This window comes from Enterobacter cloacae complex sp. P16RS2 (genome assembly GCF_014982155.1).
GTDB lineage: Bacteria > Pseudomonadota > Gammaproteobacteria > Enterobacterales > Enterobacteriaceae > Enterobacter > Enterobacter cloacae_M.
In genome coordinates this window covers 90440-105966 of record NZ_JADCKW010000034.1, presented here as the reverse complement: position 1 = coordinate 105966, position 15527 = coordinate 90440, and the positions used below count along the sequence as shown (strand labels likewise).

General features: G+C 51.6%; 15 protein-coding genes and 1 pseudogene. 9 read left to right on the top strand and 7 right to left on the bottom strand.

Annotated features, from left to right (window positions below):
- The 3 genes from INF68_RS19965 to INF68_RS19955 all read left to right on the top strand — a co-directional run.
- Positions 1 to 329 (top strand): fimbrial protein (locus INF68_RS19965; RefSeq protein ID WP_193525404.1); only part of this gene is annotated, 329 nt, incomplete at its 5' end.
- A gap of 22 nt (positions 330 to 351) precedes the next feature.
- Positions 352 to 1164: a hypothetical protein gene (locus tag INF68_RS19960; protein ID WP_126786868.1), complete on the top strand. Its 813-nt coding sequence runs from the start codon at positions 352 to 354 to the stop codon at positions 1162 to 1164.
- 55 nt (positions 1165 to 1219) lie between these two features.
- Entirely contained in the window at positions 1220 to 2056 is an 837-nt protein-coding gene (locus INF68_RS19955; protein ID WP_126786867.1) for a hypothetical protein, read from the top strand.
- Positions 2057 to 2088: 32 nt separating this feature from the next.
- Here INF68_RS19955 and INF68_RS19950 read toward each other — a convergent pair whose 3' ends face one another.
- Positions 2089 to 2775, bottom strand: a complete 687-nt coding sequence (locus tag INF68_RS19950) for a replication protein P (protein ID WP_126786866.1) — start codon at positions 2773 to 2775, stop codon at positions 2089 to 2091.
- Complete coding sequence (locus tag INF68_RS23315; protein ID WP_227412918.1) at positions 2772 to 2993, bottom strand: hypothetical protein; 222 nt, start codon at positions 2991 to 2993, stop codon at positions 2772 to 2774. Before INF68_RS23315 ends, INF68_RS19950 begins: the two co-directional genes overlap by 4 nt.
- A 233-nt stretch (positions 2994 to 3226) precedes the next feature.
- Here INF68_RS23315 and INF68_RS19940 point away from each other — a divergent pair.
- Positions 3227 to 3736 (top strand): annotated as a pseudogene (locus INF68_RS19940) (site-specific integrase); the annotation flags it as partial.
- A gap of 48 nt (positions 3737 to 3784) precedes the next feature.
- Complete coding sequence (ttcA, locus tag INF68_RS19935; RefSeq protein ID WP_047741809.1) at positions 3785 to 4720, top strand: tRNA 2-thiocytidine(32) synthetase TtcA; 936 nt, start codon at positions 3785 to 3787, stop codon at positions 4718 to 4720.
- Between the two features lie 42 nt (positions 4721 to 4762).
- On the opposite strand, the gene dbpA is transcribed toward ttcA, so the two are convergent.
- From dbpA to INF68_RS19920, 4 genes are all read right to left on the bottom strand, one after another.
- Positions 4763 to 6136 (bottom strand): ATP-dependent RNA helicase DbpA, encoded by a 1374-nt coding sequence (gene dbpA, locus INF68_RS19930; RefSeq protein ID WP_126786865.1) that lies wholly within the window; start codon positions 6134 to 6136, stop codon positions 4763 to 4765.
- A 27-nt stretch (positions 6137 to 6163) separates the two neighbouring features.
- The gene (locus tag INF68_RS23450; protein WP_305089335.1) at positions 6164 to 6337 is read right to left on the bottom strand and encodes a hypothetical protein; all 174 of its coding nucleotides are present in this window, start codon (positions 6335 to 6337) and stop codon (positions 6164 to 6166) included.
- A gap of 282 nt (positions 6338 to 6619) precedes the next feature.
- Positions 6620 to 7603: a zinc transporter ZntB gene (gene zntB / locus INF68_RS19925; RefSeq protein ID WP_023312017.1), complete on the bottom strand. Its 984-nt coding sequence runs from the start codon at positions 7601 to 7603 to the stop codon at positions 6620 to 6622.
- A 153-nt stretch (positions 7604 to 7756) separates the two neighbouring features.
- Positions 7757 to 8899 (bottom strand): methyl-accepting chemotaxis protein, encoded by a 1143-nt coding sequence (locus INF68_RS19920; RefSeq protein WP_126786879.1) that lies wholly within the window; start codon positions 8897 to 8899, stop codon positions 7757 to 7759.
- A gap of 456 nt (positions 8900 to 9355) precedes the next feature.
- Here INF68_RS19920 and INF68_RS19915 point away from each other — a divergent pair, with 456 nt between their 5' ends.
- The 4 genes from INF68_RS19915 (at position 9356) to INF68_RS19900 (ending at position 13806) form a co-directional block, all read left to right on the top strand.
- Entirely contained in the window at positions 9356 to 11485 is a 2130-nt protein-coding gene (locus INF68_RS19915) for a bifunctional diguanylate cyclase/phosphodiesterase (protein WP_126786864.1), read from the top strand.
- 92 nt (positions 11486 to 11577) lie between these two features.
- Positions 11578 to 12810, top strand: a complete 1233-nt coding sequence (locus tag INF68_RS19910; RefSeq protein WP_109843986.1) for a sensor domain-containing diguanylate cyclase — start codon at positions 11578 to 11580, stop codon at positions 12808 to 12810.
- Positions 12807 to 13025: an Ecr family regulatory small membrane protein gene (locus INF68_RS23525; RefSeq protein ID WP_126786863.1), complete on the top strand. Its 219-nt coding sequence runs from the start codon at positions 12807 to 12809 to the stop codon at positions 13023 to 13025. The genes INF68_RS19910 and INF68_RS23525 overlap by 4 nt, the downstream gene beginning before the upstream one ends.
- 217 nt (positions 13026 to 13242) lie before the next feature.
- Complete coding sequence (locus INF68_RS19900; protein WP_033145709.1) at positions 13243 to 13806, top strand: DJ-1/PfpI family protein; 564 nt, start codon at positions 13243 to 13245, stop codon at positions 13804 to 13806.
- 90 nt (positions 13807 to 13896) lie between these two features.
- Here INF68_RS19900 and INF68_RS19895 read toward each other — a convergent pair whose 3' ends face one another.
- The gene (locus tag INF68_RS19895; RefSeq protein ID WP_126786862.1) at positions 13897 to 15513 is read right to left on the bottom strand and encodes an ABC transporter substrate-binding protein; all 1617 of its coding nucleotides are present in this window, start codon (positions 15511 to 15513) and stop codon (positions 13897 to 13899) included.
- Between the last annotated feature and the right edge of the window lie 14 nt (positions 15514 to 15527).

Here is a 15527-nt window from a genome sequence, read left to right as displayed (position 1 = left end):
ATACCATACAAGGTAAAACAGATTTCACTTTAACATTAAATTGCAGTACAAGTGTTTCAACAGTTGAAATCACGCCTTCTGGCACCGCCATATCTAATGGCGATAATTCTCTTTTTCAAAACTCTAAGTCAGCTAAAAATGTAGGACTCCGATTGCTAGATAAAAATGGAAACATATTGACTCCGGATGGCCAAAAAAAAGTATCCTTTGATTACTTTGAATCTGGAGGTAAATATACATTCTCGGCTGGTTATTTTCCATCAGGAGCTGGTCGCGTAACAGGTGGGGGATTTCAATCCATCATAACTTTCTTGCTAGATTATAGTTAATTCATTATTAATGGTTTAAAACATGCCTACTACAAAAAAACGCTTAGCATTAGCAATCATATTATTATTGCAGACATTATTTCCAATGAAAAGTGTAGTTGCTGCTGAACTGACATGTACAAACTACGTATCAACCAAGATCGAGCCTTTTTATCAAGGAGGAGAGGATGGATACATATGGTTAACAAGATACCTAGCACCAATGAATGACTATAGTTATATGTCGGCTACTGTAACATTGACACCTACCATGGCTAAGGTATTAGAAGGAAGAGTTCTTTCAAAAATATCTTATTCCCCTCGCCCAAATGCCGCTACATCACTTAGTCGCCAAGTTACTATTTCTGCGACACAGACGACGTATGAATTTTCGCGGACCCATGTAAAACAAGATTTTGATTGGTACCAAGGGATTGTAATTTCCAAAAACCCTAAGCTACCAGAAATTAAGACGCCTAACGAAATAATCGATGCTACAGTATTTCAAGTTATAAATATAGAGAATGGCCCAACACATTATATTTCAGGGCAATTGCAACTTATTTCTGAAGAGAGAATCGCTGATTCAGTTAAGTTTCCAGACACAGTAGATCTTGGAAAACTTCAAATAGGTCAAAACAATCATGAACAACAAATTGAATACACAAACAACACCAATAACATTCCTATTAGATTCTCTAACACCAACACCAATAATTCTGATTTTATTGTTGATGGAAGGATACCTTTCTCGAGACTACATACACCACCTTTTAGTATAGGTTTGAACATCAAAGAAGGTGCCCAACCAGGTACTTATACATTAAATGTTTATCCCACGTGGACGTGCCCGTAACAATATAATCTAAATACACAGAATTTATCTGTCACGAACATAAGAGTAGATAACTATGAGATCAACGTTCCTTTTAGCCTTTTTCACATGCTTGCCAACCTATGCCGCTGAACTTTCTTGCGCCTCCTTCCATACGAGCTCTGTCCAAGGGTTATCCGTAACAGGGAAAAGTGGTACAGTTATTGGCTTTAGTAATGGCATAACTGCACCTAATCAATTGACCGTAGCTACGCAACTTAAAGTCAACCTGCCATTTGCATGGATGAAAGAAGCGCTACACGGAAACTTTTTATATCTCGAAAGACAGAATCGTATTGATGGGACTATTACACTAAGTACCCCTCTTGAAATTACCAAAGATAGAGATACCACGTATACTATAACTTTGAATTGCTATACAAGCAGAGGTGATGATTGCAGTGCGTATAATAACAACTGGTATGGATATATTTCCGGATCAAGTAATGGTATAATAACTCAACCAATAATCAATAGCGTGCCATCTCAGTCGAGTGAACTAAGTGCTGCAGTCAACATTTCTTTATTCGACGGTTCAAACACCTCTGCTATACATACAGGACAAGAAAAATTAACATTTATTTCAGAAGAAAAAACCACTGATTCAATACATATCCCTAACAATATAGATCTCGGAACACTTAGCTCTGGTTATAATAACCATACAACAAGCATACATTATCAAGAAAACACCAACTCAATTGGTCTGAAATTTTCACAAATTGCAACTAATGGCGCTCGACTAACGGTGAATAATACAATGACTACTACTATTAATACATACATTCCTCCATTAACATTTGGGTTGTATATAACTGGCGACAATCCAGGAGTTTATGAATCAAACGTAACCGCTACATGGACATGTCCGTGACACAGATTGTTAAAGAGAATTATTGCTTGAGGTTATTTAAATCGACTAACCTTCATCCGTTCATATTTAGCTTTCAAAAGCTCTGCCGGTGTCGGCCCCTTCGGCGATACCGGCGCGGCCAGCGCCCTACGAACAGGCGGGATCGGCTTACCGGCTAAAACGCGTTTCTCCCACATATCCAAAATATCTGCTGTCTCACGCTCGAGCTCTTTCTGACACAACTGACCATCAGTTCCGCGGCGTCGCAGCTCAATGCAGATATGGTAGAAGACAGGCTTCGGCCACGGATACTGCTCACTGCTCGGATACCGGAACACCAGCTTACGCCACTTCCAGTACTCAGCCATGACGTCAGCGGTGGTGATCCCTAGCACGCTGCGCCCTTCCCTGCACCACTTGATGAACTGGCCTGGCGAAGGCAGGAATGGGCGTTCCTGGCGACGCACCGCGCGCATGCCGGCCTCTACCTGCTCCATGCTGGTGGTCACGTTTTCTTTGAACGCCAGCACCCACTGGCGGCGGATCTCGTTCACGTCTTCCTGGCTGCGATTAACCAGGCTTGCAGGGAACGCGGCCGCCAGCTGCACAAACAGCCCGTTGATAATCTGCGCCACCTGCTGCGTTTGTTCGCGTTCGGTGTACTGCTCAGGCAGATTGTGCGCCAGGCGGCGAGCCTGTTCCCGGTCAAAATTGCGAATGCTCTCGGCAATGTTTTTCATTCCAGCACCCCGTCAATCCAGTCGGTATTGTGCAGGTTGATGCCGCCCCGGGAAGGTTTTGCCGTTCCGGTTTCACGCAGCCGTTTGGTGGTGAGCTGATCCCACTGCTTTCGCAGACTCGAGGGGCTCAGGATGTTGTCTTTCCAGAATTCGTCCCGGTTAGCCCACTGGAACAGGTCACAGATTTCGTAGTGAGTACGCTTATCCTGGACACGCATCAGCCTGATGGTGTTTGCCCATTCAGCTCAGTTTGGTTCAGATAGCGATGCGTTGACGGTGAGAAGCCTGTCGTAAATCCAGCGAGCGGCCTTAAGGTCGTCAGCGGATCCCCATGATTTACCTGCCGGGGTGTATATCCCGTCGGCAGCTTCTGGGTGGCGTGAGAGAAACTTTTCAGTTTTCTGATTTCGGGATTCGTCAGAATTCCGAGACGAGGATATTTTATTATTGTGATTGGGAAAAAGGCACGGCTCATATACAGCGCAATCTTAATGTCTTGGGCATGTTCGGCCCACCAAAAACTGAAGCAGGTAACCGGGTTATAACTCTTTTAGAGCCGGCACTTGAAGCCTTGAAAGCACAGCCCAAGCTAACAGCGCTGCAGCCTAAAACCGAAATTGTCTTTAATCATCGCGAGTATTGCGCTGTGGAACATCAAAGCCTGCGATTCGTTTTCATACCCTGGATGCGCAAAGGAGAACAGAAAGCCAACTACTCTTTATCGAGCATCGGTGCGAGATTCAACGCAGCTGTAAAACGTGCTGGTATTCGCCGCCGGAATCCGTACCATACGCGGCATACTTTTGCCTGCTGGCTTTTATCTGCCGGCGCTAACCCGTCTTTCATAGCCAGCCAGATGGGGCATGAAAACGCGCAAATGGTTTATGAAGTCTACGGTGCGTGGATTGAAGAAATGAATGGCGAACAGGTGCTGATGCTTAACGATAAGCTGGCACGCTGAAAAATTTTGCCCCTATTATGCCCCTATTGGCTCCGAAGGTAGTAATAAATGCAAGAAAATCAATCAAATACAAAGAAAGAGCAATACAACCTGAATAAACTGCAAAAGCGACTGCGCCGTAACGTGGGCGAAGCCATTGCAGACTTCAACATGATTGAAGAAGGTGACCGCATCATGGTCTGCCTGTCAGGGGGTAAAGACAGCTATACCATGCTGGAGATCCTGCGTAATCTTCAGCAAAGCGCACCGGTGAAATTTTCCCTGGTGGCGGTCAACCTTGACCAGAAACAGCCGGGCTTCCCGGAGCACATTCTGCCGGAATACCTCGAGAAGCTGGGCGTTGAGTACAAAATCGTCGAAGAAAATACCTACGGCATTGTGAAAGAGAAAATCCCGGAAGGGAAAACCACCTGCTCACTCTGCTCTCGCCTGCGCCGCGGCATTTTGTATCGTACCGCGACGGAGCTGGGCGCGACCAAAATTGCGCTGGGCCATCACCGCGACGATATCCTGCAAACGCTGTTCCTCAACATGTTCTACGGCGGCAAGATGAAAGGCATGCCGCCTAAGCTGATGAGCGATGACGGCAAGCACATTGTGATCCGCCCTCTCGCCTACTGCCGCGAAAAAGACATTGAGCGTTTTTCTCAGGCTAAAGGTTTCCCGATCATTCCATGTAACCTGTGCGGCTCTCAGCCGAACCTGCAGCGTCAGGTAATTGGCGACATGCTGCGCGACTGGGATAAGCGTTATCCGGGTCGTATCGAAACCATGTTCAGCGCGATGCAGAACGTCGTCCCTTCCCATCTCGCGGACGTGGAGCTGTTCGACTTTAAAGGCATCAACCACGAGTCAGAAGTCGTGAACGGCGGGGACCTGGCGTTTGATCGGGAAGATATTCCCATGCAGCCAGCGGGCTGGCAGCCGGAAGAAGATGACAATCAGTTTGAAGAGCTGCGTCTCAACGTGCTTGAAGTGAAGTAAGCGATTAGCGTCTCAGAAACACCGTCTGAGACGCTTCATTCTTTATTTCAGCAGACGTACGCGACAGGTTTTACCCTTAATTTTCCCGTTTTGCAGCTGCTTCCATGCCTTATGGGCAACAGCCTGGCGAACCGCTACGTAGACATGCGCCGGATGGACCGCAATCTTGCCGATATCCGCCCCGTCCAGACCCACATCCCCGGTCAGCGCCCCTAATACGTCACCTGGACGCATCTTGGCTTTTTTACCGCCATCAATGCACAGCGTCGCCATTTCAGCCTCCAGCGGCACTACGCTGACGCTGGCCGGTGCATTCATCCAGTTCAGCTTAATCTGCAGCATCTCAGAGAGAATGTTGGCGCGCTGCGCCTCTTCCGGCGCGCAGAAGCTGATCGCCAGACCGCTGTTTCCCGCGCGCGCGGTACGACCAATACGGTGCACGTGCACTTCAGGGTCCCACGCCAGCTCGAAGTTCACCACCAGCTCAAGGGATTTAATGTCCAGACCGCGCGCAGCGACGTCGGTTGCGACAAGAACGCGGGCGCTGCCGTTAGCGAAGCGGACCAGCGTCTGATCGCGATCGCGCTGCTCCAGATCGCCATGCAGCGACAATGCGCTCTGGCCGGCGGCATTCAGGGCATCACAGACCGACTGACAGTCTTTTTTGGTATTACAGAACACCACGCAGGACGCAGGCTGATGCTGGCTCAGCAATTTCTGCAGAAGCGAAATTTTCCCCTGCTGCGAGGTTTCAAAGAACTGCTGCTCGATAGCGGGCAGCGCATCTACGCTGTCGATTTCAATAGCGAGCGGATTTTTCTGCACGCGCCCGCTGATGGCGGCGATGGCCTCCGGCCAGGTCGCGGAGAACAGCAGCGTCTGACGATCGGCCGGGGCGAAACGGATCACCTCGTCAATTGCATCGCTGAAGCCCATATCAAGCATCCTGTCTGCCTCATCCATCACCAGCGTTTGTAACGCATCCAGCGAGACGGTGCCTTTTTGCAGGTGATCCAGCAGGCGACCGGGCGTTGCGACAATGATGTGCGGCGCATGCTGGAGTGAATCACGCTGCGCGCCGAACGGCTGTCCGCCGCAGAGGGTTAAAATCTTGGTGTTGGGCAGGAAACGCGCCAGGCGACGCAGTTCACCCGCGACCTGGTCTGCCAGTTCGCGGGTCGGGCACAGCACCAGAGACTGGGTCTGAAAAAGCGCCGCATCGATATGCTGCAACAGGCCAAGGCCAAATGCCGCCGTTTTCCCGCTGCCCGTTTTCGCCTGCACGCGCACGTCACGGCCCTCAAGGATGGCAGGCAACGCGGCCGCCTGAACAGGCGTCATCGTGAGGTAACCCAACTCGTTGAGGTTATCGAGTTGGGCGGCGGGCAGAACATTCAGGGTAGAAAAAGCGGTCACAGTAGTCTCTCGTGGTCATCTTTGCGGTCAGATGGCGCGTATCCTCGCAGATCTCGCGGTTCGATGCGACAATTTAATCGGTTCTTGATCTGGCGGTGGGTCGGGCATCGGCTGCGGACGCGGGATGGGATCGGGCATTGGCACCGGATCGGTGGGGACGGGATCGGATTGACGCGATTGTTGCAGTAGCAGAGCGTTCAGGATGCTCATCATTCCCTCCAGAATTTGCTGTCGTCCCTTTTAGGGTAGACGCTGAGAATCAGGAGGCAAAAAAAAGCCGACTATGAAGTCGGCGTCGTACGAATCAATTGTGCTATGCAGTAATTCAAAAAAGGAAGTAAGACAATATGGAGCGCAACGCCCATCGCTTGACGTTGCATTCACCTGCGGGAGTAATATTGCACCTTACGGGGTAGATGTTTATTGACTTCGCTCAATTAAAAGAGCGTTTTGATCCCGTTAAAAGCTGAAAAAAGCGTAAATTTACAGCCATTTACTACGATGCAACCACCATGCAACACCACCAATCAAAACAACTAACATCACGCAAAACGCGGTAAAGCCGTAGCGATAAGCGCCGCCCGGAATTCCCCCAAGGTTCACGCCAAACAGCCCGGTAAGAAACGTGCTGGGTAAAAACACCATCGCCATCAGGGACATCGTATAGGTTCTTCTCGCCAGAGACTCCTGCATCACCTGCGCGATTTCGTCCGCCATCACCGCCGTTCTGGCAATACAGGAATCAATCTCGTCCAGCCCGCGCCCCAGCCTGTCGGCAATATCCTGCATTCTGCGTCGCTGATCGTCATTCATCCACGCGAGCCTTTCGCTGGCAAGACGCGCATACACGTCGCGCTGCGGCGTCATGTAGCGGCGCATCACAATCAACTGCTTACGCAATAAGGCCAGAAAACCGCGGGGCGGGATCTGCTGATCGAGCAGGTTATCTTCAAGGTCGATGATTTTGTCGTGCAGTTCTTCAATAAATTCACTCGCATGATCGGTCAGGGCGTCACAGACGTCGACCAGCCAGCTGCCGCAGTCGACCGGCCCGGTGCCCTCTTTCAGATCGTTGACGATGTCATCCAGCGCCAGAACTTTTCGCTGCCGGGTCGACACAATGAGCCCGTCGTCCATGTAGACACGCATCGCAACCAGCTGATCCGGGCGTTCATCCGTGCTGCCATTAATGCAGCGCAGGGTGATCAGCGTCCCGTCCCCCATTCGGCTCACGCGGGGCCGCAGGCTTTCACCCGCCAGCGCATCGCGCACGTTATTGGGCAACAGCGGAGTCGAGGCCAGCCAGTCAGCGCTGTCCGGGTGGGTGTAGTTCAGATGTAGCCAGCAGGGATGCGCACTATCGATCGCATCATTATCTTCCAGCGGTCGCGCACCGCCACGACCATCCAGCACCCACGCAAAAACTGCGTCTGGAACGTTAAGTTCAGATCCTTTAATGCTTTCCACAGCGCCTCCACCTTTTTAGCTCTTCGGTGTCAGTCTAGCTTTCATCAGGGGTTAAGCAACAACTATGTATCCCATCGCGCTGAAATTGCTCATGAATTGTACATACCAGGCAGAGGCGTAAAAAAGCCTGGCATGCCAGGCTTTGAGGTGCTGTCAGAGAGAGTGCTCTGGCCGCTGCAGGAAAGATGGCGAGCCGCCAGGTGATGAGGACAAGGATGACTGATCGAGCCTGAAATTACGCGTTCGGGTCTGCAGCTCAATCACCTGATTACGCAATACATCAGACGAACCGTTGAGTTCCTCTGCCATTGCCACGTTACTTTGCGTAACCCGCTCCAGCTCCGATAGCGCCAGGGTAATCTGAGAAATGCCTTTCTCCTGCTCTGAGGTTGACGCGGAAATGTCGTCCATTAAGCGGCTGACATTCCCCGAACCCGTCACGATTTCATGCATATTTTTCTCTGCCTGTGACACAACGCTGACTCCCTGCGTGACGTTACTGCTGGTGACTTCAATCAGCGTTTTGATATTCTTCGCGGCCTCCGCGCTGCGGTGTGCCAGGTTTCTTACCTCTTCCGCGACGACAGAAAACCCCTTTCCATGATCGCCCGCCCTTGCCGCCTCAACGGCCGCGTTGAGCGCCAGGATATTCGTCTGGAACGCAATGCCGTCAATCAACGAAATGATCTCCGTCATCTGCTGCGCGCATTCGGTAATGGACTGCATATTGCTGGCGACCTGCCCCATGAGCTCACCGCCCTTGCGCGCCTGTAACGTCGCCACATTTGCCTGCTCGCTCGCCAGGCGGGTGTTATCGGCATTGTTTTTGGTGCTCGCTGCCATTTGCTCCATACTGGCTGCGGTTTGCACCAAAGACGCAGACTGCTGCTCGGTTTTCACCGATAGCTGAGCGCTACGTGCCGAGAGTTGGTCCGATAAGGTCATGGCGGTTTGCGATGACGCCCTGATCTCCCGCACCAGCGTCGCAATATTACCGGAAAGGCTGTTTATGCCGGGGATGAGTCGGCCCGCACAGTTATTGCCAAATTCAGGGATAGATACGCCAAGGTTACCTGCGGTCACCTCCTCAATACTTCTCTTCACCGTATTGATCGGCGTCACAAGATACTTCGTCATATAGACCCAGAGCAAAAATAGCGCAACGAAATTGATGACATTAAGCGAAATAAAGAGAGACGTATTGCTGGAAAATAGAACAACGACACCCGCACTTACCAAAAAAAGAGAGAAAAGGAACCCGATAATAAAGGTCCTGACACTAATATTTTTTAGCATGATAATACCCACGTTTTATATTTTGGTCGGCACTTAGACTTATAGCATTGGCCCGGAAGTTTTTCATCGCAAACAACGCTTGTTTTTTGTTTCGCCGTTAGCATCCTGAGATTTGTCTTAAGTCAGATAAAAAAAACGTATTAGTGAAAATGTTTTGCTCAGCATGCTGTGATACTGGTTTCCCGCCATCTTAAGCGATAGTATCGCCCGCGGTGAGACGATACGATCGCCCTCATATTTAAGGAGCTTTGCTACTGTTATTCGTTCTTGTTTAGCAATGCTTAATATATTAACAAGAGAATATATTTTATATTCTTAATAAGTTTTAGAGTATTAATATGACTGGTCATTTTTCACGATAAATAACTAATATGGTTTGAATGCGCATGTTCGTTGTCCGATAAAGATGTACCCGGCAGGCGAAATCGGTAACCCTCTCAGGCGTGGGACTGCATAATGCTCAATATATCGTGGGACCCTGTGTTAATCGCTATCTCTTATCTGGTGGCGTTTATCGCCTCCTTTGTGGCGCTGGACAGCGCCGGAAAGATCCCCCTCTCCAGCCGAAAGGCTGCCCTCTTCTGGCGTATTGCCGGTGGGGTCACGCTGGGCATTGGCATTTGGTCGATGCACTTTATCGGCATGCTGTCGATGCAAATGCCCATGATGATGAGCTACGACCTCTGGTTAACCCTTGCGTCACTGGGCGTCGCGGTGGTTGCATCGGCCACGGCACTTAATATTGCCGTGGCGGGCAAAAAACTTTCTATCTTTCGACTCCTCTTTGCCACGGCGATCCTGAGCGCTGGCGTGGTGTCGATGCACTACATCGGTATGGCTGCCCTGAAGCTGGATGGCAGCATCGTCTGGGATCGCCGCATTGTGGCGTTGTCCGTGGTCATTGCCGTTGTTGCCTCCGGTACGGCGCTGTGGCTGGCTTTTCGTCTGCGGGATAAACGCAAAGGCGTTTTTATCGATCGCATTATCGCGGCTTTCGTCATGGCTGCCGCGATTTGTGCGATGCACTATACCGGCATGAGTGCCGCGCAGTTTCAGGAAATGGCGCATACCCTCCCCGGTGGGATCGGCGAGCTGGGGTTATCCATCTGGGTTTCAGTCACCACGCTCTGCCTGCTCGGGGTGATGTTAATCATCTCACTTATCGATTCCCACCGGCGCACCAGCCGGCTGACGGATAATCTGCATCAGCTCAACCGCCAGCTTGAGCTACAGGCGCGGTTTGACGCGCTCACCGGGCTCGCAAACCGCCACCAGATGGATCTCCGCATGCAGGATTGTCTGCGCAGCGCGCTGCTGAGCAAAAAGCCCTTTGCGGTTATTTTCCTGAACGTCGATCACTTCAAACGCGTTAACGATACGTGGGGTCACAGCGTCGGTGATGAGCTATTGATCACGGTCGCGCAGCGCATCACGGCCCGGCTCACGCGAGAGATGACCCTGGCAAGGCTGGGAGGCGACGCCTTTATCCTGCTGGTGCCAGAATGTGACGACGACAGGCTCAACGCCCTGGTCACCGCGCTGCTCGAAGACGTGCGACGCCCTCTGTCTGTATGTGGGCACACGCTAAGCACAACGATCAGCGCGGGCGTCAGCCTCTATCCTCAGGATGGCGAAACGCTGCACGAGCTGAAGCTTAAGGCGGATGCAGCCCTACATCGCGTCAAAGAAGAGGGCCGCAACGGCTGGGCGATTTACCGGGCCGAGATGTCAACGGCGATCCCGGCGAAACCCGGTTTCCTGCAGGAGCTTTCTCAGGCGCTTGAGCGCGATCAGTTTGAGCTGTGGTACCAGCCAACCTGGCATGCGGGAGATAAAACCATTCACGGTTTTGAAGCCCTTCTGCGCTGGCGGCATCCTGAGCAAGGGGTTGTACTGCCCAATCTGTTTATCCCCTCCCTGGAGCAAACGGGTTTAATTATTCCGGTAGGTAACTGGGCAATTGAAGCAGCATGCCGACAGCTTCATTTCTGGACTGAGCAAGGTTTCAGCCAGTGGACGCTGTCGCTCAACCTATCCCCCATCCAGTTTGAACAGCCGGATATTTTCCAGATCATCTCGTCGATGCTGGAAAAATATAGCCTGTCTCCGTCCCGCCTGATCCTTGAGGTAACGGAAAGCACCGCGCTTAAAAATCTGGACCGCAGCATTGAGTTGCTCAATGCGTTTAATCACGCGGGGATCGTTGTCTCGATTGATGATTTTGGTACAGGCTATTCCAACCTTCTGATGCTGAGCGTGCTTCCCGCAAAAGAGCTCAAGATCGACAGAAGCTTTGTCACGTCGATGCTGGAAAATGAAAAAAGCCACAAGCTGGTTGAAACCATTATCAGCATCGCCCGGACCATGGAGATGAATGTGGTGGCAGAAGGGATCGAGACGGAAGAACAGCAGGCGGTTCTCACCCGACTCGGCTGCGATTACCTGCAGGGTTATCTTTTCTCCCGCCCCTTACCTGCCGAACAGGTACCCTGGCTACTGCTGCAGATAAACTCAGACAAACAGATTATAACCATTAATAAAATTCAAACGGACCCCGCATTTATTTCTCAAAAAAATCATGCCTGACGGGGTTAAGTGGAGTATGTTTCAAAGGAGTACACGCGAGTCAATTCTGTCATGAATGTCAGGCACATGTTGTCGATGAACAGGAAACGCCTATGTCGCAACCTTGTTTTGATGCGTTGAATGTAATTAAAACACCCGTGTGGCTCGTTTCACCCGTGTCGGAAAAGATCATTTTTGCAAATGTGGCCGCAACGCAGATCATGGGGGATAAAACGCTCGATGACCTGCGCAAAGGGATCTACTCTGCCAGTGCGCAAACCGTCCTGTCGATGTATGTATCTGAACTGAAAACAGAGCAAGAGATTGTCGAAATCTGGACAACGAGCCGGGATGGACAGGATACGCCATTAAGCTGTCGCCTCTCGCTTGCCCACTACGCGCCCTGGGGAGATGTGATTGTTTTCCAGGGCATCGCCCAACAAATACTCTCAGGATTGAAGGCCACCCGTTCCGCCACCTACCGGCGGAAAAAACAGGGTTTTTATGCGCGCTTTTTTCTGACCAACAGCGCTCCGATGCTGTTAATCGATCCGGCCCGCGACGGCCAAATCGTCGATGCGAATCTGGCCGCGCTCAATTTTTATGGTTATTCACATGATGACATGTGCAGTAAGCATACCTGGGAAATCAATACGCTGGGGCGAGATGTGATGCCCATTATGACTGCGATTGCCGCGCTGCCCGGTGGTCATAAGCCGCTCAATTTTGTTCACCGCCTTGCCGATGGCTCCACCCGCCACGTTCAGACGTATGCCGGGCCCATTGAGATCTACGGTGACAAGCTGATGCTGTGCATCATCCACGATATCACCGAGCAAAAAAGGCTGGAGCAGGAGCTGGAACATGCGGCGTTACGTGACTCCATGACGGGGTTACTCAACCGGCGCCAGTTCTACGCGATTACCGATCAAAGCAACCTGAATACACTTCCCGCGCAGCAGCAATTTAGCCTGCTGCTGGTGGATACCGACCATTTCAAAAACATTAATGACCTGTTCGGCCATCTGAAAGGCGATGAGGTGCTTATCGCCCTTTCCCGGATGCTGGAAGCCTGTAGTCGGGAGGGCGATATGGTCTTCCGCTGGGGTGGCGAAGAGTTCGTTATCCTGCTGCCCCGCACCTCTCTCGATACCGCGATGCAGATTGCCGAGTCAGTCCGCGCAGCCGTTGCCCGCATTACGATTCCGGGCCTGCCGCGGTTTACCGTCAGCATTGGCGTGGCGCGGCACAATCAGGGGGAGAGTATTGACGAGCTGTTTAAGCGTGTGGACGATGCGCTGTATCGCGCTAAAAATGACGGACGCAATAAAGTACTTGCAGCATGAAACTGGAGTATCCGGAAAAGCCCCGCTACAATGCCCACCTCGAATCAATTAGCGTCAGGTGGGTAAAAGCCGCAATGGGAAAAACAGAAATAATACTCACCTTAATTATTTTACTCCTTATTATATTGGGCTTCTGGTTTATTTTTAGCGGTGAGATCTGGCATCTCGTCGAATTTCTTGAAAATAGCCTTTACCCGACCTTTGACGCACCGTAACGCACGTTTAATCGCTTGTTTCACCTACCGAATATGTCAGGTATCTGCTTCCCTTACAGCCGCGTAAAATACGCGGCGTTATCCTCCAACAACGTTGATAACGAATCACTTATTCATTTGCTTATGTTGCCCGTGCTCTGACGGGCTTTTTTATTTCCGGCAATTCAGCCACGCCAGGCTATATCTTAATCATCTTTATTGATAGAGGTGAGGAAAGATGAGCAAGAAGATCCTGATGCTGGTTGGCGATTACGCCGAAGATTACGAAACCATGGTGCCTTTTCAGGCTTTGCAAATGATTGGTCATCAGGTGGATGCGGTCTGCCCCGACAAACCGAAAGGCGACTACATTATGACGGCAATCCATGACTTTGACGGCGCCCAGACCTACAGCGAAAAGCCCGGTCACCGCTTTACCCTCAACGCCGATTTTTCAGCCGTAAAGGAGCAGGACTACGACGCGCTGCTAATCCCCGGCGGGAGAGCCCCCGAGTATCTGCGGTTAAATGAAGACGTCTTAAAGCTGGTACAGGCATTTGACGCCGCGCGTAAGCCGATTGCCGCAGTGTGCCACGGCCCACAGCTGCTTGCTGCCGCGGGGATCCTGAAAGGACGAACCTGTAGCGCCTACCCGGCCTGCGCGCCTGAGGTCCGTCTCAGCGGCGGACACTACGCCGCTATCGGCATCGATCAGGCCCATGTAGACGGTAACCTGGTGACGGCTCCCGCCTGGCCCGCGCATCCGCAGTGGCTGGCGAAGTTTAATGCGCTATTAGAATAACAGAGACCCGGCATTGGGCCACGCATAGCGGATGAAACCGTACCGCGTATTGCAGACCTGGCGCATTCCCGCGCCAGGTCTCATAAAACATCAGTGCTTCTCAATAAACATCGTCCGGCTATACGCCACGTCTTCCGGGTTATTAATAGGGTAGCCTTTCACCCAGGGCTTAATCAGACGACCATTGGTGTACTGGTAAATTGGCGCGATAGGCGCTTTCTCCATGAGGATTTTCTCCGCCATGTTGTAGTCCGTATTACGCGCTTTCGCCGTGGTTTCCAGCGTTGCCTGGTGGATAATTTTATCGTAGGCCGGGTCGTTGAAACGCGAGATATTACCGCTGTGGGTTGAGGTCAGCAGAGACAGGAAGGTCGACGGCTCGTTGTAATCGCCTATCCATGACGCGCGGATCACGTCAAAATTGCCGGTATTACGGCTGTCGATATAGGTTTTCCACTCCTGGTTTTGCAGTTTGACGTCCACACCGAGATTTTTCTTCCACATGGACGCCACCGCAATGGCGATTTTCTGGTGGTTTTCCGAGGTGTTATACAACAGTGTCAACTTCAGCGGACGCTGAGGACCGTAACCTGCGGCCTGGAGCAACGTTTTCGCCTGAGCGTTCAGCTCCTGCTGGGACATCTGCTCGAACGGTGAAGGCTCTGGGGTGAAACCCGCCGTCACGTCAGGGGTGAAATGCCAGGCCGGCTTCTCGCCTGTACCTAATACCTTTTCTGCCATAATGCGGCGATCGATAGTCATGCTCAGCGCAAGACGAACCCGGGCATCGGCCGTCGGGCCCTTTTGCGTGTTAAACGCGTAGTAATAGGTTCCGAGCTGAGGCGGCGTATACACCTGTCCCGGAATGTCCTTCAGGAGCTTCTGATACATGTTTTTCGGGAACGATTCGGTGATATCAATATCCCCCGCCAGATAGCGCTTAGTGGCGGACGATTCCTGATTAATCGGAATGAAGGTCACTTTTTGCAGGACAGTTTTCTCGTTGTCCCAGTAGTGCGTATTCGGCACGACAACCAGTTTTTCATTCACCACGCGGTCGTTCAGGACGTACGCACCGTTGCCCACCAGGGCGCCCGGACGCGTCCACTCTTTCCCGCTTTCAACGTTCGCTTTTTGCACCGGATAGAAGGCGAAGTTCGCCGTCAGGTTGCTAAACCACGGGAGCGGTTTGTCCAGCTGGACGCGTAAGGTTCTGGCATCCACCGCCGTCACGCCCAGGGTATCTGGCGCCGCTTTGCCATCGATAATGGCCTGCGCGTTGTTGATGCCTGCCAGCGCCGCAAACCAGGCAAACGGAGACGTGGTTTTCGGGTCAACCAGACGCTGCCAGCTGTAGACAAAATCCTGCGCGGTGACGGGCGTACCGTCTGACCATTTCGCGTTATCGCGCAGGGTAAACGTCCAGATACGGTTATCGTTGCTCTGCCAGCGCGTCGCCACGCCCGGGGTCAGCTCCCCTTTCTCGTTCTGATTCACCAGCCCTTCGAAAAGATCGCGAATCACCTGAATCTCGGGTAATCCCACCGCTTTTGCCGGGTCGAGCGAAGCCGGCTCGTCTTTAATATGCCTGACCAGCTCCTGTTTTTGCGCCAGTACCGTGCCCTGGGGCACATCAGCAGCGTACGAGAGTGTAGAGAGTCCGCACAGGTACAGTGCAGCGCAGAGACGCGAAACAGGATGCTTCATATGATCCCCTTTAA